Source organism: Pseudomonas sp. C321 (assembly GCF_055407105.1).
Genome location: NZ_JBUZRB010000010.1, coordinates 84,039 through 102,039, shown reverse-complemented (window position 1 = coordinate 102,039; position 18,001 = coordinate 84,039). Strand labels below are relative to the sequence as shown.

Genomic DNA, 18,001 nt, shown 5'->3' with positions numbered 1-18,001 from the left:
GTTCCTGCCTGAAATCGGCTTACGGGGAAATCGAGGGAATGTGTGGCCAGGGAGGCAATGGCTTTTTCAGCCGGTCGCCTGGGCCAAATGCCGCGCCGCGCCATTGCGCCAGCGGGCCAAGTGTTCGTCGGCATAACGCCTGAGGCAGCGCAACACGCTGTCTTGCTGCTGCACGAGGAAGAAGTGATGGCCCTCAAACATGTCCAGGGAAAAACCGGTGGCGGTGTCTTCCTGCCAGTCCAGCAGTTGCTCGGCACGCACGCTGTCCTGTTTGCCGCCAAACACATGGATCGGCATCGACAACGGCTCGCGCTCGCCGTACTGGAAACTGCCACAGAGGAGAAAGTCGGCCCGCAGGATCGGCAGCATCAACTGCATCAGCTCGTGGTTCGCGAGGACGTCTTCTGCCGTGCCCTTGAGTTCACGCAAGCGGGCGATCAGTTCTTCGTCGGTTTTCTCGACGGCGTATTCGCTGACATCGCGATGGGCCGGGCCAGCAGTACCGGATGCAAACAGCGCCAGCGGCTGTGGTAACCCACGCATGTGCAGGGCATGGGCCAACTCGAACGCCAGCAGGCCGCCGAGGCTGTGGCCAAACAAGGCGTAGGGGCCATCGAGTTCGGTGCTGATTTCATCGGCCAGTTGCGCGGCCAGGGCCTTGATATCGCGTTGCAACGGCTCATCCATGCGCATGCCGCGACCCGGCAGCTCCAGCGGACAAACCTGCAACCAATCCGGCAATGCCCTGCGCCAGCGGCTGTAGACCATGGCGCTGGCGCCTGAATAAGGCAGGCAAAACAGGCGCAATCGACTCGGCGTGCTCATTTCAGACCACCCCTACCTGGAACACGCTGTTCTCAAGACACGAACCCATTTTGTCCTCCTGCGGGTGCTAATCCTTGGCCGGTTTGTTAACTGGCCTGTCACCCATGAGAACGGATGGCGCCTGCAAATAATTAGTCATCGGGGGGCAAGCGAGACGCGGTTCACACCTCACAGCAAGACATAAGATTAGTTCGTCTTCTCATTTGACAATCATTATCATTAAGCATAATTTGTTGCCCGATGTGTAGGAGGACTCAGCACGGACGCCCTCCACTAACCTTATTTGCAGCAAGGTGATTTCCATGACGGAACAAGTATCCACAAGCAGGTGCGACTCACCGCTACTCCAGGCCTTTGTCGACAACCGGCTGATTCTGGTCAAGATCGCAGCGCGTATCACCGGCTGCCGCTCCCGTGCTGAAGACGTGGTGCAAGACGCCTACTTCAGGCTGCAATCGGCGCCACAGATCACTTCTTCGTTCAAGGCTCAACTCAGTTACCTGTTCCAGATCGTGCGCAACCTGGCCATCGACCACTACCGCAAACAGGCTCTGGAACTGAAATACTCCGGGCCCGAAGAGGAAGGCTTGAATGTGGTTATTCATGGCGCGTCACCGGAAACCTCCCACATCAATTTCTCCACCCTGGAAAACATCGCCGACGCACTGACCGAACTGCCCAAGCGCACTCGCTACGCGTTCGAGATGTACCGCCTGCACGGCGTGCCGCAAAAAGACATCGCCAAGGAACTGGGGGTTTCGCCGACGCTGGTGAACTTTATGATTCGCGATGCGCTGGTGCATTGCCGCAAAGTTTCGGGCACTCATAGCGATACGTTTGCGCGGCGGGTCTGACAGCCCTTGGGGGGCTGAAAGAACTGGTTCAATGTGTGTGGGTTGGGTTGGGTTGGGGGCATATCCGTTATTTTGGTTGGGGCGGATTAGGGTTACGCCCTTACGGCGTGTCACTTTCGAAAAGCGCGAAAGTAACCAAAGCGCTCTTGCCCCACCACTTGGTGCCTCGCTTAGGCTCGGCATGCCTTCTCTCCGGCATTGCTCCGTGGGCCGCCGCGATGGGCCATCCTTGGCCCAGCGCGGCTAAACCGGCGTCCTGCCGGTTTACCCACGGATCAATGCCTGCGTTCAGCCATCGTGGTTAACGGGGCGCCTTAGATCAAGATCAAAAGCAAAAGCACGGCGGCCTGGTAGCCGACCTGAGTGGTGAGAAGCAAGAGCGGATCTACTGCCCACTGTAGGAGCGAGCTTGCTCGCGATGGTCGTTAACGATGACGTGGGCTTCCTGGATGAACGCGGCGCCCTCAGGTTCTTCGCGAGCAAGAACTAGGCGTCCCCCTCGCTCCTACAGAAAAGCGGATTGGCACTGGCTCTTGATCTGCCTGCCCATAAAACCAGAGGCCGAACGCAGGTGTTGCGCCGATAGGTAGGGCAGGAGCGCTTTGGTTACTTTCGTCTGGGCTGGCATTCCGGCTTTTCGAAAGTGACACGCCGTAAGGGCGTAACCCTAAGTAGCCGTTACCGCAGCAACGGATATGTACACGGCAAGCCCCCGCCTCAAACCAACCCGCATCGGTCAAAAAACCGCTCACGCCCCAGAATCATCAGCGCCGCGCGCTTGTGGGGAAAGTCGAATTCCTTCTCGCAGTGGAAACACTGGTTCTGCATATGGCTGATCATCTTCGCGTTATCGGCGCGAGGCTCGGCCACCACCCGCTGGGTGCGCGGGTCATCAAGAAACAGGTAATGCACCAGCGCCGACAACCAACTGGCAACCTTGTGCGGCCCACGGTGATGCTCCTCCCCTACCAGCATATGAATGCCCCGATCGTAATCGGCAACGTCATAGAACGGCGCGATGCGATCTTCCTTGGCCCAATAGGCCTCGAAATAGGCAAACGGTTCATCGTCGAAACAGCCCATCAACGTCAGGGTATGAGGGTCAGCATCAAGCTTGGCCAGGTACTTGCGGTGCTGCTCCAGGCTGCCGCTTTCCTCCCAGAAATTCGCCACTCGCGGGCTGTTCTGCCAGCGATTGAAGCGGGCCAGGTCAACGTCGATCTCCACCGTACGCAATGACACCCAGGCGCCCAGGCGCGTATCGAAACGTCGATAGACTTCACCGCGAGGCTTGGGCGCACGGGCGGGATGACGCTTGCCGGCACTGATGATCATTTGCTGCGCATAGCCGCCACTGAAGGGCTGGCCCAGCCAGGGTTGCGGCAATTGCCAGAACAAGGTGCGCTCGCAGTGGAATTGGCCTGCCGCCTCAGTGGCCACCAGCAAACCGCTGCGCAAGGCGTCGTCGGGTGCGTGTTCAAGGTGCCAGGTCAGGCGCTGACGCAGCGGTTCCTTGGCAAACAGCCAGTAACACGCTGCCCACAAGGCACGTACCGAAGGCACCTCACTCGGTGTTTGCAGGTGAAGATGCAGCGCATCGCCCCGCTCCAGTCGCAGACGGATCAGCGGCTGGCCTTCCAGGGTCAGGATCAGCCGGCTATCGGTTTCATCTGCATTCAGGGCGGGCCCTGCCGGTAGCGGCAGGACAGACAAGTCATTGAGATTGGACATGGAGAGGGCTCACGGTAATCGTCGGCAGTTAGACGAAGTGACGTGAACCGGCAGGAAAAATTTAAGCCTATCTTGCGCAGGTCATGGCGTAGCAGGCACGGACAGGACGTCGATCCGGTAAGGTTCGAAGATCTTCAGCAGCTCGCCGCTGTCCCGCAAGCCCTTGAGCAACTCGGAAAACGCCGCGTCACTGATAGGCGCCTTGGGCCGCAACAACGCATAGTGGTGATACACCTGATCAATCCGCTCGGACACCAGGAACTGCCCAGCCATATCAGCATTGCGCACTAAAAAATCGCTGAGGTAGGAACGGGTCACCAAGGCGATGTCGGCGCGGCCACGGGTGACCATCAGCAGGTTGCTGTCGTGGGAATAGGTCAGCGTGGCGTTGAACTTCTCGGCCATGTATTTGGGGTCAGCGTTGAAGTTGGCAAAGGCGTAGTGATAACCGCTGAACACCGCAAGGCGCTTGTCGTTCAGGTCGGTGAAGTACGACTGGTCACGACCGGGTTCACGCTGGGCGACGAATATTTCCGCGTCTTCCAGGCCCATGTCGACAGTGGTGTGGGCGATGTTCTGCCAGCCCCATTGCGGGTTCTCGAAGATCGCCATGTCGATCCGGCCTTGCTGCAAGTCACGAAAACGCCGGGGAATCGAAGTGGGTACCAGCACAAACTGATATTCGGTTTGCGCACGGTTCAAGGCTTCCACCAGTTGCGGCAGCAAGCCGGTGTCAGCGCCCTGCTCCGGGCGCACCGTATAGGGCGGAAAATGCGCAGCACCGACCCTCACCAGTTGCGAGGCCGAAGCGGGCATTAACCACAGTGTGCCAAGCGCCAATAGTGTAAGTCCCGCAGCCAGCCGCAATGGCGAAAACATCAAGGCACGCACCGTTCAAAACTCTGATCCCGCTAAGCTAGGCGTTTTTTTCTGGAGAGACAACTTTGTGCCCAACAATTAGCAGCTTGCGTAACTTGTCTAATCAGCCTTGAGCACCAACAGCAGCGCTTCGTCTGCCAGTTGCTCCAGGGTCATGCTGCCCTGGGCACGGAACCACGTGTTGGTCCAGGACAAGGCACCCGTGAGAAAACGCCGGGTGATAAACACATCGCCCTTGATATAACCAGCCTGCTTGGCCTCGCCCAGCACCTGCAACCAGATGTCTTCGTAGACATCGCGCAACGCCAGCACCTGGGCCTGCCCTTCGGCTGACAGCGAACGCCACTCGTACACCAGCACCGCCATCGCCTCGCCACTGCCGCCCATGATCGACTGCAGTTCGCAGCGAATCAGCGCCAGCACTCGCTCGCGAACATCGCGGGCCTCAGCCAGGGACGCGCGCATCATGGCCGTGTTGTAGTGGATGGTTTCTTCCATTACCGCCCGCAGGATTTCATCCTTGCTCTTGAAGTGATGAAAGATGCTGCCGGACTGGATACCCACCGCGCTGGCCAGGTCACGCACCGTGGTGCGCTCAAAACCCTTGTTGCGAAACAGGTGAGCCGCCGTTTGCAGCAACTTGCCCCTGGCACTGTCGGGATCGGTCAATTGCCCGCCGTCGACCATGGTGCGCATTACCCTCAGGGCTTTTTGCTCATCCATGCTGCTCTCCTCAACTACTTTATGGCGTCATGGCCGGCAATTTAGGCCGTGACAGCCACCCAAGCAAGCGCTTGGGCGAAAGTTGTGAGTAGAGTTTACAAACCAAGCGCTTGCTTGGTAGTCTCAGCCCAGCGATTTCAGAGAAGGACTTCTCATGAACAAGACCGTTCGTATCGGCTGCGCCAGTGCCTTCTGGGGCGACACCTGCACCGCTGCCGCGCAACTGGTGCACGGCGGCGCGCTGGACTATCTGGTGTTCGACTACCTGGCGGAAGTCACCATGTCGATCCTCGCCGGGGCACGGATGAAAGATCCCCAGGCCGGCTACGCCACGGACTTTGTTGAAGTCCTTACACCCTTGTTGGCGGGTATCCAGCGCCAGGGCATCCGCGTGATCAGCAACGCCGGTGGTATCAATCCCCAGGCTTGCGCCGCCGCGTTGCAGGCCGCCTGCGATCAGGCGCAGATCCCGTTGAAGATCGCTGTGCTGCTGGGCGATGACCTGCAACCCACCTTCAAACACCTGCGCGGCATCAGCGACATGTTCAGCGGCGCGCCATTGCCGGCGATGTGCGTCTCCACCAATGCTTACCTCGGCGCACCAGGCATCGTCGAGGCGTTAAAGCTGGGCGCCGATATTGTCATCACCGGCCGCGTGGTCGATAGCGCCGTGGTCAGCGCGGCGCTGGTGCATGAGTTCAACTGGTCATGGCAGGATTACGATCACCTGGCCCAGGCCGCGTTGGCCGGGCATATCATCGAATGCGGTGCCCAGTGCACCGGCGGTAATTTCACCGATTGGCGTGATGTGCCGGATTACGAGCACATCGGCTTCCCCATCGTCGAAGTCAGCGCCGATGGCCAGTTCACCGTCAATAAAGTCCAAGGCTCGGGTGGGCTGATCAGCGAGCTTAGCGTCAGCGAACAATTGCTCTACGAGATCGGCGACCCACGCGCCTATCTGTTGCCCGACGTGATCTGCGATTTCAGCCAGGTCAAACTTCAACAGCAAGGCAAAAACTGCGTGCGACTGCACGGCGCCAAAGGCCTGCCGCCCACCGACCAGTACAAGGTCAGCGCCACCTACCCCGACGGTTTTCGCTGCACCGCCAGTTGCTTGATCGCCGGCATCGATGCGGTGGCCAAGGCCGAACGGGTCAGCCAGGCAATCATCAACAAGACCTCGCAGTTGTTCAGCCAGCGCGGCTGGGCTCCTTATACAGACGTCAGTATCGAACTGCTGGGCAGCGAAGCCACCTACGGCGCCCACGGCCAACGCCAGGACTGCCGGGAAGTGGTGGTGAAGCTGGCGGTCCGTCACCCAAGCAAACAAGCCCTGGTGCTGTTCGCCCGGGAGATCGCCCAAGCAGCCACCGGCATGGCGCCGGGATTGACCGGCATCGTCGGCGGCCGGCCAACGGTGTATCCGTTGATTCGGCTGTTCTCGTTCTTGATCGACAAATCCGCCTGTACGCTTTCGATCGACTTTCTCGGCGAACGTCACTCTTGCGACCTCCCGAAAAGCGAACCGCTTAACACCCAAGCCCTGCCCGTCCCTCTCGACCCACCCAAACCCCAGGGCTGCGCCGACGCCAGCGTGCCTTTGGTAAAACTGGCCGTGGCCCGTTCCGGTGACAAGGGCAACCACAGCAACATCGGCGTGATCGCCCGCCAGCCCGAATACCTGCCCTGGATCGCCGAGGCGCTGACACCGGAGGTCATCGTCGACTGGATGAGCCACGTACTCGACCCGATTCACGGCCGCGTGGAGCGCTGGTATTTACCCGGCAGCCACAGCCTCAACTTCCTCCTGGAAAACGCCCTGGGCGGCGGCGGGATTGCCAGCCTGCGCATCGACCCCCAAGGCAAGGCCTTCGCCCAGCAACTGCTGGAGATACCCATTGCGGTGCCGCAACACATCGCTGATCAACTTAACTAGAGGACGCACGCCGTGGCCTTCGACTCGATCTTCAAAGCCGATCTGTTCCAGGGGCAGACCATTATCGTCACCGGCGGCGGCAGCGGCATTGGCCGTTGCACCGCCCATGAGCTGGCGGCCCTCGGCGCCCATGTGATCCTCGTGGGTCGCAAGCCCGAGAAGCTGCAAAAGGTCGCGGCGGAAATTACCGAAGACGGCGGCCGCGCCAGTTGGCAGGCCTGCGATATTCGCGATGAGGAAGCCGTCAAAGCCTTGGTCAGCCAACTGATCCAGGAACACGGCGCAATCCACGGCCTGGTGAATAACGCCGGCGGCCAATACCCCTCGCCCCTGGCATCAATCAATCAGAAAGGCTTTGAAACCGTGTTGCGCACCAACCTCGTCGGCGGGTTCCTGATGGCGCGGGAAGTGTTCAACCAATCCATGAGCAAGCCTTCCCTGGGAACAAAAGGCGGCGCCATCGTCAACATGCTCGCCGACATGTGGGGCGGTATGCCGGGCATGGGCCACTCCGGTGCGGCGCGTTCAGGCATGGACAATTTCACAAAGACCGCCGCCTTCGAATGGGGTTATGCCGGGGTGCGGGTCAACGCCGTGGCACCCGGCTGGATTGCCTCAAGCGGCATGGACACTTACGAAGGCGCGTTCAAGGCCGTGATCCCGACCTTGCGCGAACACGTGCCCCTCAAGCGCATCGGCACCGAGTCGGAAGTCAGTGCGGCGATAGTGTTTCTGCTCAGCCCCGCTGCCGCCTTCATCAGCGGCAGCACCTTGCGCATCGACGGCGCCGCCAGCCTGGGCAGCCGTGCCTGGCCGCTGCACAAGGCGCACCCTTCGAGCGCATCCTTTAACGGATTTCACCGGGCGTATCTGCCAGATGTGCTCAAGGAGGAGAAATAAGCCATGCCGGTGATCGACTCGCAACTCGACGTCCACAGCCCGCCGTTCGCCCAGAACCGCGAAGCCATGCTCACGACCCTCCACCACCTGCGCCAACTGGAGCAAAACCTGCTGAGCAAGGCCCTGGAGGCCAAGCCAAAATTCGACAAGCGCGGGCAACTGCTGCCTCGTGAGCGCCTTAACCTGTTGCTCGATCCGGGTGCGCCATTTCTCGAACTGGCTAGCCTTGCCGGCTACAAACTGCACGATGACAAGGACGGCAGCCAGGCCGGCGGCGGGCTGATTGCCGGGATTGGTTTTGTCTCGGGCGTACGCATGCTGGTGGTGGCCAACAACAGCGCGATCAAGGGCGGAACCATTTCCCCCAGCGGCCTGAAAAAATCCCTGCGCCTGCAGCAGATCGCCATGGAGAACAAGCTGCCGATAGTGACCCTCGCGGAAAGCGGCGGCGCCAACCTCAATTACGCGGCAGAGATCTTCGTCGAGGGCGCCCGCAGTTTCGCCAACCAGGCGCGGATGTCGGCCATGGGCCTGCCGCAAATCACCGTAGTTCACGGCTCGGCTACGGCAGGTGGCGCTTATCAGCCGGGGCTTTCGGATTACGTAGTGGTAGTGCGCGGCAAGGCCAAGCTGTTTCTCGCCGGCCCACCGTTGCTCAAGGCGGCTACCGGCGAGGTGGCCACCGATGAAGAGTTGGGCGGCGCCCAGATGCACGCACAAATCGCCGGCACCGCCGAATACCTGGCCGAAAACGACGCCGACGGTGTGCGCATCGTTCGGGAGATTGTCAGCCTGTTGCCCTGGGATGATCGGCTGCCCGTCACGCCGGCGCGGCCCTATGCCGAGCCGTTGTATCCGGTGGAGGAACTGTTGGGCCTGATTCCCGACGATCCGAAAAAACCCTACGACGTTCGCGAAATTATTGCGCGGGTGGCGGACGCTTCCAACTTCCTCGAATTCAAGGGTGAGTTCGATCCCCACACGGTGTGCGGCCACTTGCAGATCCAGGGCCGCGCCTGCGGCTTTATCGGCAACAATGGCCCGATCACCCCCAGGGGCGCGAGCAAGGCGGCGCAGTTTATCCAGCTGTGTGACCAGAGCCAGACGCCGCTACTGTTCTTCCACAACACCACCGGTTTTATGGTCGGCACTGAATCGGAGCAGCAAGGCGTGATCAAGCACGGCGCGAAGATGATCCAGGCGGTAGCCAATGCTCAAGTCCCGAAACTGACCATCGTCGTCGGCGGCTCCTATGGTGCCGGCAACTACGCGATGTGCGGCCGTGGCCTGGACCCGCGCTTTATCTTCGCCTGGCCCAACAGCCGCACCGCGGTGATGGGCGGCGCCCAGGCGGGCAAGGTGCTGCGCATCGTCACCGAGGCCAAACAACTCAAGGACGGCCTGGTGCCCGACCCCAAGGTGCTCGACATGCTCGAACAGGTCACCGCACAGAAACTCGACAGCCAGTCCACGGCGCTTTATGGCAGTGCCAATCTGTGGGACGACGGGCTGATTGATCCACGGGATACCCGCACCTTGCTTGGGCTTCTGTTGGATATTTGCCATGAAGCCCAGGTGCGGCAGTTGCAGCCCAACAGCTTTGGTGTGGCGCGGTTTTAATCATTATTTCGCCCGTGGCGCTTTGCGTCACGACAGGGAGCACAATAAAAATGATCTTCACCCCGGAACACGAAGAACTGCGTCGCACCGTCCATGGCTTTGTCGAGCGCGAGATCAACCCTCACGTCGATGAATGGGAAAAGGCCGGACGCTTCCCGATCCACGAGATTTTCCGCAAGGCCGGCGACCTCGGCCTATTGGGTATTTCCAAACCGGAAAAATTCGGCGGCATGGGCCTGGACTACAGCTACTCGATTGTCGCCGCCGAAGCGTTCGGCACCATTCGCTGCGGCGGTATCCCTATGTCCATCGGCGTGCAGACTGACATGTGCACCCCGGCCCTGGCCCGCTTCGGCTCCGATGAGTTACGCGACGAGTTCCTGCGCCCGGCCATCAGCGGCGAACAAGTGGGCTGTATCGGCGTTTCGGAAACCGGCGCCGGTTCCGACGTCGCAGGGCTGAAAACCCATGCCCGCAAGGACGGCGACGACTACGTGATCAACGGCAGCAAGATGTGGATCACTAACTCGCCGAGCGCTGATTTTATCTGCCTGTTGGCCAACACCTCCGACGACAAGCCGCACATCAACAAGTCGCTGATCATGGTGCCCATGAACACTGCGGGCGTCAGTGTCAGCCCGGACCTGGAAAAGCTCGGCATGCACAGTTCGCAAACCGCCCAGGTGTTTTTCGATGACGTGCGCGTGCCCCAGCGCAACCGCATCGGCCATGAAGGCGCGGGCTTCATGATGCAGATGCTGCAGTTCCAGGAAGAAAGGCTGTTCGGCGCCGCCAATATGATCAAGGGCCTGGAGTACTGCATCGACAGCACCATCGAGTACTGCAAGGAGCGCAAGACCTTCGGCAAGGCGCTGATCGACAACCAGGTGATCCACTTTCGCCTGGCGGAGCTTGCCACCGAAATCGAATGCCTGCGGGCGCTGGTCTACCAGGCCACCGAGCAATACATCAAAGGCCAGGACGTGACGCGCCTGGCCTCCATGTCCAAGCTCAAGGCCGGGCGCCTGGGCCGGGAAGTCAGCGACAGCTGCCTGCAATATTGGGGCGGCATGGGCTTTATGTGGGACAACCCCGTGGCCCGTGCCTATCGCGATGTGCGGCTGGTGTCGATCGGCGGCGGCGCCGATGAAATCATGCTGGGGATCATCTGCAAGCTGATGGGTACGCTGCCGGGGAAAAAACCATGATCAGCCTGCCCGCTTGCGAAACGCTGTTGCTGGAACCTCACAACGGCGTGCTGCACGTTACCCTTAATCGCCCGCAAAGCCGCAATGCCATGAGCTTGCAGATGGTCGAAGAACTGCGCGCAGTATTGGCAGCCGTGACCAGTGACAGCCAGGTGCGGGCGCTGGTCATCAGTGGCGCTGATGGGCATTTCTCGGCAGGTGGTGACGTGAAGGACATGATCGGCGCAGGCTCGCGGAGTGCTTTGCGGGATCTGAACCGTGCATTCGGTACGCTGTTGCAGGAAGTCGAAGGGTTGCCACAGGTGGTGATCGTAGTGTTGCAAGGCGCGGTGCTGGGGGGTGGGTTTGGTTTGGCCTGTGTCAGTGACATCGCCATTGCCGATCACCAGGCGCAGTTCGGCTTGCCGGAAACCAGCCTCGGCCTGCTGCCCGCGCAGATTGCGCCGTTTGTGGTCAAGCGCATTGGGTTGACTCAGGCACGGCGCTTGGCTTTGACGGCTGCGCGGTTTGATGGAGTTGAGGCTGAGCGACTGGGGTTGGTGCATTTTGTTGAGCACGATGCCCAAGCGTTGGCTGAGCGGCTGGACGAGGTGTTGGGGCAGGTATTGCGATGTGCGCCTGGGGCCAATGCGCGGACCAAGGCTCTGCTGCTAGCCAGTTTGGAGCAGCCGATGGAGACGTTGCTGGACCAGGCGGCGGAGTGGTTTGCCGAGGCGGTGACGAGCGAGGAAGGGATTGAGGGGACTCAGGCCTTTGTGCAAAAGCGCAAGCCTCGGTGGAGTAGATGAAGACTTTTGAAGGTGTACATATCCGTTGCTGCGACAACAGCGGTTTAGGGTTACGCCCTTACGGCGTGTCACTTTGCAAAAGCGGCATCCTTGCCGGTTTACCCACTGAGCAACACCTGCGTTCGGCCTCTGGTTTTATGGGCAGGCAGATCAAGAGCCAGTGCCAATCCGCTTTTCTGTAGGAGCGAGGGGGACGCCTAGTTCTTGCTCGCGAAGAACCTGAGGGCACCGCGTTCATCCAGGAAGCCAGCGTCATCGTTAACGACCATCGTCGGAACGCCGCCCGGAGCAAGCTCGCTCCTACAAGTGGCATGGGGTCCGTTTTTGCTTTTCACCACTCAGGTCGGCTACCAGGCCGCCGTGCTTTTGATTCTGATCTAAGGCGCCCCGTTAACCACGATGGCAATGCCACAGCGAGGCACCAAGTGGTGGGGCAAGAGCCTTTTGGTTACTTTTGGGCTCTTTTCAAAAGTGACACGCCGTAAGGGCGTAACCCTAAGCCGCCGTTACCGCAACAACGGATATGTACTCAATAAACCAGGGGGCCCCTCATGCCAAAATTCACCAAAATCCTCATCGCCAACCGCGGCGAAATCGCCTGCCGCATCCAGCGCACCGCCCAATCCCTGGGCTACCGCACCGTCGCGATCTACAGCGACGCCGACGCCAACGCCCTGCACGTCCAGATGGCCGACGAAGCCGTCAATATCGGCCCGCCCCCGGTGCAACACTCCTACCTGAACATCCCCGCCATCCTCGACGCTGCGCGCCGCACAGGCGCCGACGCAATCCACCCCGGCTACGGCTTCCTCTCGGAAAACCCCGAGTTCGCCAGCGCCTGCCTGAATGCTGGCCTGATCTTCATCGGCCCCAGCGCCGAAGCCATCGAACTGATGGGCAGCAAGCGCCTGTCGAAAATCGCCATGCTGGCCGCCGGTGTACCGTGCATCGCCGGTTACCAAGGGGCCGAGCAGGATGACCCCACACTGCAACGCGAGGCAGATCGCATCGGCTACCCGCTGATGATCAAGGCCAGCGCCGGCGGTGGCGGACGCGGCATGCGCCTGGTGCACAGTGCCGACCACTTGTTGGAGCAACTGCGCACCGCACGTTCCGAAGCCCTGAATGCCTTTGGCAGCGCCGAGCTGATTCTGGAACAGGCGTTGATCGAGCCGCGCCATGTCGAGGTCCAGTTGTTCGGCGATACCTCGGGCAACCTTATCTATCTGGGCGAGCGTGATTGTTCGATCCAGCGCCGTCACCAGAAAGTCATCGAAGAAGCGCCCTGCCCGGTCATGACCGTCAAGTTGCGCCAGGCCATGGGCGAAGCGGCGCTCAAGGCCGGACGCGCGGTGAATTATGTCGGCGCCGGCACCGTCGAGTTCCTGCTGGACAAAAGCGGGCAGTTTTACTTCCTGGAAATGAACACCCGCCTGCAAGTGGAGCACCCGGTGACCGAACTGATCACCGGCGTGGACCTGGTGGATTGGCAATTAAAAATCGCCGCCGGCCAGCCCCTGCCCTTGCGCCAGGACCAAGTCACTCTGACCGGCCATGCCATGGAAGTGCGCCTGTATGCCGAAGACCCGGCCCAGGACTTTCTACCGCAGACCGGCGACGTGCTGCGCTGGGAACCTGCAGCCGGTGTGCGGATTGATCATGGTTTGTGTGAGGGCCAACAGATCAGCCCTTTCTACGACCCAATGCTGGGCAAGATCATTGCCCACGGCGCCACCCGCGAAGAAGCGCGGCGCAAGCTGCTGCGAGCGGTGGAAGATTGCGTACTGCTAGGGGTTACCAGCAATCAGCGGCTGTTGGCCAACCTGCTCAAGCATCCACAGTTTGTAGCCGGCGACTTCAGTACCGGTTTTATCCCCGAACATTTCAGCCATGACCCCTGCCTGACACCGCCCACGGCAACCGGTGAAGAACTGGGCCTGGCTGCCGCGCTGTTTTATCAGCACAGCGCCAGCGCCCATCGCAACGAGCTATCGAGCTGGCGCAACAACGCCAGCGTGCCCTGGACCTACCGCCTCGCCGTGCAGGATGAAGTCCGGCCGGTTAGCCTCAGCGTACTGGCGGACAATTTGCTGCAGGTAGAAGTCGATCAGCAGGCCATTGAAGTACGCGACCTGAGCAGCGACGGACGCTGGGCCACTGTGTCGCTCAATGGCATCCGCCGGCGCATCGCCTACCATCTGGACGGCACGCAACTGTGGTTGTCTGGCGCAACTGGCAGCCTGTGTGTAACCAACCGCACCCAAACCGTTGCCAACCGTGAAGCCCCGGCAAGCAGCGGCACGGTGAAGGCGCCGATGGATGGAGCCATCGTCGAGGTGCAGGTACACGAAGGTGATTCGGTGAGCAAAGGCCAACTGTTGCTGGTGCTCGAAGCAATGAAAATGGAACACCCGCTCAAGGCCGGCATCGACGGTGTGATCAAGCGAATTCAAGTATCGGCCGGCGATCAGGTGCGCAATCGCCAGGTTTTACTGGAGATCGAGTAACCGCTGGGCGGAACTACCAGGCTTGGCTACGCTCTATCCCCATCAGGACGGGAAGAGTACGGGAACCTGCGATGCCTCATTGGCTGATTATTGATCTTGAAGCCACAACGGATGAAGGCGGCTGGCCCGTGACGGAGATGGAAATCATCGAAATCGGCGTGAGCCTGGTCAACCGCCAGGGCCGCGAACTGGATCACTTCCAGCGTTTCGTGCGGCCACAGCGTCGGCCTTTATTGACGCCGTTTTGCCGCAAGCTGACCCACATCAGCCAGGCTAATATCGACGGCGCCGCGCCCTTGAGCGAGGTCTGGCCGCTGTTCGAACGCTGGCTGGGCCAGCATCAGGCGCGCCTGGAAGGTTGGGCCAGCTGGGGCGACTATGATCGCCAGCAACTGCAACTGGCCTGGCAACAGCAGGGCCTGAGCAGTGCCCTGGAGCACACGCCCCATGTGAACCTCAAGCAGCACTTCGCCAAGGCCCGGCGCCTGGACAAGCCGTTGGGGCTCAACGGCGCGTTGCAACTGGCGGGCATGCAGTTCAATGGCCAGCAACACCGGGCACTGGAAGATGCGCGCAATACGGCGCGCCTGCTGCCGTTGATTTTGCCCGTGTAGAAGGCATACTGGCCGACCTTTCTTGACCCTTTTTCGAGGATTCGCCCATGTTTAAAGTCAACGAGTACTTCGACGGAACCGTCAAGTCGATCGCTTTCGGCACCGCAGAAGGTCCGGCAACCATAGGCGTCATGGCCCCGGGCGAATACGAATTCGGCACCGCCCAGAGGGAAATCATGCACGTGGTGTCGGGCGCGCTGAGCGTCAAGCTGCCGGACAGCAGCAACTGGGAAACTTTCGCCGCCGGCAGCCAGTTCCATGTCCCGGCCAACAGCAAGTTCCAGCTTAAAGTCGAAGTGGACACCGCTTACCTGTGTGAATACCGCGGTTAATACGCGGTTAAAACACAAAGCCAACGTTCAAAAAAATGCCCGTCTCGTGAGAGACGGGCATTTTTCATTCCGGCGCCTGTTACTCCAGAATCGTCACCGGCATGCCGACTTCCAGGCGACCAGCGCCGTCGTTGACCAGGTTCTGGCCGAACATGATGTCGCCCGCCTGCTCGCGGTAAGTCTTGAGCGTGGCCAAAGGTTCGCGGTCGGCGCTGCGCTCACCGGTCTGAGGGTCGATGGTGGTAAGGATGCAGCGCGAGCAGGACTTGACCACGCGAAACTCCACATCGCCAATACGCACCCGCTTCCAGCCGTCTTCGGCGAAGGGCTCGCTGCCTTCAATCACCAGGTTGGGGCGAAAACGCAGCATCTCCATCGGCCGGCCGATCCGTTGCGACAGGTCGTCCAGGGATGCCTGGCCGATCAGCAACAGCGGGAAGCCATCGGCGAACGCCACCTGGTCATCATCCTTGCCATAGCCGGCTGCCGTGGTCCGCGCACGTTCCAGCGGCACCTGAACCAGGCGCGTGGGTTTGCCGATAAAGTCACTGACCCACGCGGCCGCCTCGGCGCCAGCATCCGGCACGCGCAGCGTGTCGCGCCAGATAGTGACGCCGCGCAGTTGCGCGTCAGCGCCAGGCAGCGCTACTTCCAGGGTCGGGAAACCCGCCGCACTCAAGGTCAGCCCGCCCTGCTCGTTCCACAAGGCCGATAACTGGCTCATCTGCGCGACGGCCCGCTGGGTCAGGAAGCGCCCGCTGGCTTCATCCACCAGCATCCAGCGTCGATCCCCTTCCAGCCCGAGTTTATCCAGGCTGATATGGGGCAAGGTTTCACCCTTGCCGGACTTTAATGGGTACCGATACAACGCGCTGAGACGCAGCATGAGCCTACTTTCCTGATGGGCAAAAACGTCACCCTATACGAGGGTGGCCCGGGAATCAAAGGTCAGGCTGGCACTTCATCGAGCATCAGGCGCTGGCGAACCACGTCCACCAGTTTGTCCGGCTGGAATTTGGAGAGGAAGTTGTCGCAGCCGACCTTCTTCACCATTGAATCGTTGAAGCTGCCGGACAATGAAGTGTGCAACACCACATACAGGCTGCGCAGGCGTGGATCGTTGCGAATCTCGGTGGTCAGGCGGTAGCCGTCCATCTCGGGCATTTCGGCGTCGGTGAAGATCATCAGCAGCTTGTCGGTCATCACCTGGCCGCTGTCCGCCCAGCCCTTGAGCATATTCAGGGCCTTGAGGCCGTCGCTGGCGATGTGCATCTTCACTCCCAACTGCCCCAAGGTGTCACGCAGTTGCGACAGGGCCACGTTGGAATCGTCCACCAGCAGCACTTCGCGGCCGCGGGCCCGCTCCAGAACCGGGTCCTCCAGCTTCTCCCGGGAGACCTTGGCGTTGTAAGGCACGATCTCCGCCAGGACTTTTTCGACGTCGATGATTTCCACCAACTGGTCATCGACCTTGCTGATAGCGGTCAGGTAATGCTCGCGCCCGGCGCTGGCCGGTGGCGGCAGGATGGCTTCCCAGTTCATGTTGACGATGCGGTCCACGCCGCCCACCAGGAACGCCTGTACCGAACGGTTGTACTCGGTGACGATGATGGTGCTGTTGGGACCCGGCACCAGGGGGCGCATGCCGATGGCTTGGGACAGGTCAATCACCGGCAGGGTCTGGCCGCGCAGGTTGACGACGCCGCAGACAAAGGGATGGCGCTGGGGCATCAAGGTCAGCTTGGGCAACTGGAGCACTTCCTGCACCTTGAACACGTTGATCGCGAACAGCTGCCGCCCGGCCAGGCGAAACATAAGGATCTCCAGGCGATTCTCACCCACCAATTGCGTGCGTTGATCTACCGTGTCGAGAATGCTGGCCATTAAAGACTCCTGGGTTGCGCTGAAGGATTTTCTGCTTACTGAAAGAGGTTATCGGCGGTAAACGCCGGACCTTGACCCCCCGATAAAATGTCACGCAAACGCATTGATGTCACACTGACATCATGCTTTACTAATCCGGCCTCTCCTCTGGGCAGTCAAACAACGTCGCGCGACCCTGAAATCGCCGCGAAGTTCCGTCGTGTAAGGGATTCCCCTAGCTGCAATCAGGTCCAACCTGATATTCGCGATATCCAATAGCCATTAATGTGACGCCATTCTCATTGCATGAATGGAGTCAGGCTTTTGTTTGCTATCGCAAGCCCACGTCTCGCGGACCTGCCAGGCACTTATGTCTTGGCAACCGAAGTTGAGCGAATGATCTTGAATATCGCCACAAACAGGGACACTGGCCGCCACGGCCATCATTTAGATAAACGCACTACGGCAAAATTAGAAGCCAACTACAGATTTTGGTCATGTTTCAGCGGTAGCTTGACGCCATTCCCTCTGTACGATTTCTCATCGTCTGACAGTATGTTGTGGAGACTTGCATGATGAACGACGGTAAAGAGTGGCGAGATGCACTTCCCGACTTCCTTCTTGAGGCTGAAATGCTGCTGGCCAAGTCTGAAGAGTGCTTGAGCCACCTGCATTTGATCCGTAACGACAACGACGCCATCGACTGTATGAAAAACAGCCTGATCAAGCTCGCCGAGAAGGCCGACGCCATGACGCTAGGGGCTATCAGCGATTTTTCCCGTCATATCCAGGATCTGATCAGTAACGCCGAGAGCCCAATGCAATTGCATGACAAAGCACTTTCGGCACTGCACGACTGCCTGACACTGATGGCCTGGCAACTGGAATTGGTTGATGCCAAGACCGGCAAGCTCAGCCTGGATGAAAGCGAACAAACCACGCTGATTGCGACGGCGACCCAACAGATCCCGCAAAAAGATTTTGGCTATCAATCCCGAGAGCATCTGCCGCACGCATCCTGAGTGCTCTTCGCCTTTAATTCGCGCCTGCCAACGGATGTCGCATCCAACTACCGTCCGGTCCAAAACCGACAAGGACAACTAGCACGCGGGCGCGTGTTCATTGATATATATCAATAGGCCCGCAACGCTAATAGCGATACAAAACAGCTTGAATAAGACAATTTTTTCCCTCTGGGACTAAATAGGACTAACACTC

Annotated in this window: 16 protein-coding genes; 10 read left to right on the top strand and 6 right to left on the bottom strand. The window is 60.0% G+C overall.

From position 1 onward, the window contains the following. Positions 1 to 66: 66 nt before the first annotated feature. Complete coding sequence (locus ACZRJ6_RS23295; protein ID WP_463970230.1) at positions 67 to 825, bottom strand: thioesterase II family protein; 759 nt, start codon at positions 823 to 825, stop codon at positions 67 to 69. Positions 826 to 1,127: 302 nt separating this feature from the next. On the opposite strand from ACZRJ6_RS23295, the gene ACZRJ6_RS23290 reads away from it, so the two are divergent. Continuing rightward, positions 1,128 to 1,679: an RNA polymerase factor sigma-70 gene (locus tag ACZRJ6_RS23290; protein ID WP_133098807.1), complete on the top strand. Its 552-nt coding sequence runs from the start codon at positions 1,128 to 1,130 to the stop codon at positions 1,677 to 1,679. 717 nt (positions 1,680 to 2,396) lie between these two features. Here the strand turns inward: ACZRJ6_RS23290 and ACZRJ6_RS23285 are convergent. The 3 genes from ACZRJ6_RS23285 to ACZRJ6_RS23275 all read right to left on the bottom strand — a co-directional run bounded on the left by ACZRJ6_RS23285 (position 2,397) and on the right by ACZRJ6_RS23275 (position 5,012). Beyond that, a complete protein-coding gene (locus tag ACZRJ6_RS23285) occupies positions 2,397 to 3,410 on the bottom strand; it encodes a GNAT family N-acetyltransferase (protein WP_463970231.1) in 1,014 nt (337 codons plus the stop codon). An 81-nt stretch (positions 3,411 to 3,491) separates the two neighbouring features. Then, positions 3,492 to 4,289, bottom strand: a complete 798-nt coding sequence (locus ACZRJ6_RS23280) for a substrate-binding periplasmic protein (protein WP_463970232.1) — start codon at positions 4,287 to 4,289, stop codon at positions 3,492 to 3,494. A 99-nt stretch (positions 4,290 to 4,388) separates the two neighbouring features. Then, positions 4,389 to 5,012, bottom strand: a complete 624-nt coding sequence (locus ACZRJ6_RS23275) for a TetR/AcrR family transcriptional regulator (protein ID WP_149415265.1) — start codon at positions 5,010 to 5,012, stop codon at positions 4,389 to 4,391. A gap of 154 nt (positions 5,013 to 5,166) precedes the next feature. Between ACZRJ6_RS23275 and ACZRJ6_RS23270 the strand changes: the two genes are divergently transcribed. The 8 genes from ACZRJ6_RS23270 (at position 5,167) to ppnP (ending at position 14,920) form a co-directional block, all read left to right on the top strand. Then, the gene (locus ACZRJ6_RS23270) at positions 5,167 to 6,951 is read left to right on the top strand and encodes an acyclic terpene utilization AtuA family protein (RefSeq protein ID WP_463970233.1); all 1,785 of its coding nucleotides are present in this window, start codon (positions 5,167 to 5,169) and stop codon (positions 6,949 to 6,951) included. A gap of 12 nt (positions 6,952 to 6,963) precedes the next feature. After that, positions 6,964 to 7,851 (top strand): SDR family oxidoreductase, encoded by an 888-nt coding sequence (locus tag ACZRJ6_RS23265; RefSeq protein ID WP_463970234.1) that lies wholly within the window; start codon positions 6,964 to 6,966, stop codon positions 7,849 to 7,851. A 3-nt stretch (positions 7,852 to 7,854) separates the two neighbouring features. Then, on the top strand, positions 7,855 to 9,471 hold the full coding sequence (atuC, locus tag ACZRJ6_RS23260) for a geranyl-CoA carboxylase subunit beta (RefSeq protein WP_463970235.1): 1,617 nt from the start codon (positions 7,855 to 7,857) through the stop codon (positions 9,469 to 9,471). Between the two features lie 50 nt (positions 9,472 to 9,521). Then, positions 9,522 to 10,679 (top strand): citronellyl-CoA dehydrogenase, encoded by a 1,158-nt coding sequence (atuD, locus tag ACZRJ6_RS23255; protein WP_463970236.1) that lies wholly within the window; start codon positions 9,522 to 9,524, stop codon positions 10,677 to 10,679. Next, positions 10,679 to 11,467 carry an enoyl-CoA hydratase/isomerase family protein gene (locus ACZRJ6_RS23250; RefSeq protein ID WP_463970298.1) on the top strand — a complete coding sequence of 263 codons (789 nt, stop codon included), beginning with the start codon at positions 10,679 to 10,681 and terminating at the stop codon, positions 11,465 to 11,467. The genes atuD and ACZRJ6_RS23250 overlap by 1 nt, the downstream gene beginning before the upstream one ends. A gap of 551 nt (positions 11,468 to 12,018) precedes the next feature. Continuing rightward, on the top strand, positions 12,019 to 13,974 hold the full coding sequence (locus ACZRJ6_RS23245; protein ID WP_463970237.1) for an acetyl/propionyl/methylcrotonyl-CoA carboxylase subunit alpha: 1,956 nt from the start codon (positions 12,019 to 12,021) through the stop codon (positions 13,972 to 13,974). A gap of 71 nt (positions 13,975 to 14,045) precedes the next feature. Next, a complete protein-coding gene (locus tag ACZRJ6_RS23240) occupies positions 14,046 to 14,588 on the top strand; it encodes a 3'-5' exonuclease (protein ID WP_149414140.1) in 543 nt (180 codons plus the stop codon). 47 nt (positions 14,589 to 14,635) lie between these two features. Further along, positions 14,636 to 14,920, top strand: a complete 285-nt coding sequence (gene ppnP / locus ACZRJ6_RS23235; protein WP_463970238.1) for a pyrimidine/purine nucleoside phosphorylase — start codon at positions 14,636 to 14,638, stop codon at positions 14,918 to 14,920. Between the two features lie 79 nt (positions 14,921 to 14,999). Here the strand turns inward: ppnP and ACZRJ6_RS23230 are convergent, their stop codons facing one another. Continuing rightward, on the bottom strand, positions 15,000 to 15,806 hold the full coding sequence (locus ACZRJ6_RS23230) for an MOSC domain-containing protein (protein ID WP_463970239.1): 807 nt from the start codon (positions 15,804 to 15,806) through the stop codon (positions 15,000 to 15,002). Between the two features lie 62 nt (positions 15,807 to 15,868). Continuing rightward, on the bottom strand, positions 15,869 to 16,804 hold the full coding sequence (locus tag ACZRJ6_RS23225) for a chemotaxis protein CheV (RefSeq protein ID WP_463970240.1): 936 nt from the start codon (positions 16,802 to 16,804) through the stop codon (positions 15,869 to 15,871). 554 nt (positions 16,805 to 17,358) lie between these two features. On the opposite strand from ACZRJ6_RS23225, the gene ACZRJ6_RS23220 reads away from it, so the two are divergent. Then, positions 17,359 to 17,805 carry a hypothetical protein gene (locus tag ACZRJ6_RS23220; protein ID WP_463970299.1) on the top strand — a complete coding sequence of 149 codons (447 nt, stop codon included), beginning with the start codon at positions 17,359 to 17,361 and terminating at the stop codon, positions 17,803 to 17,805. The last annotated feature ends 196 nt before the right edge of the window (positions 17,806 to 18,001 follow it).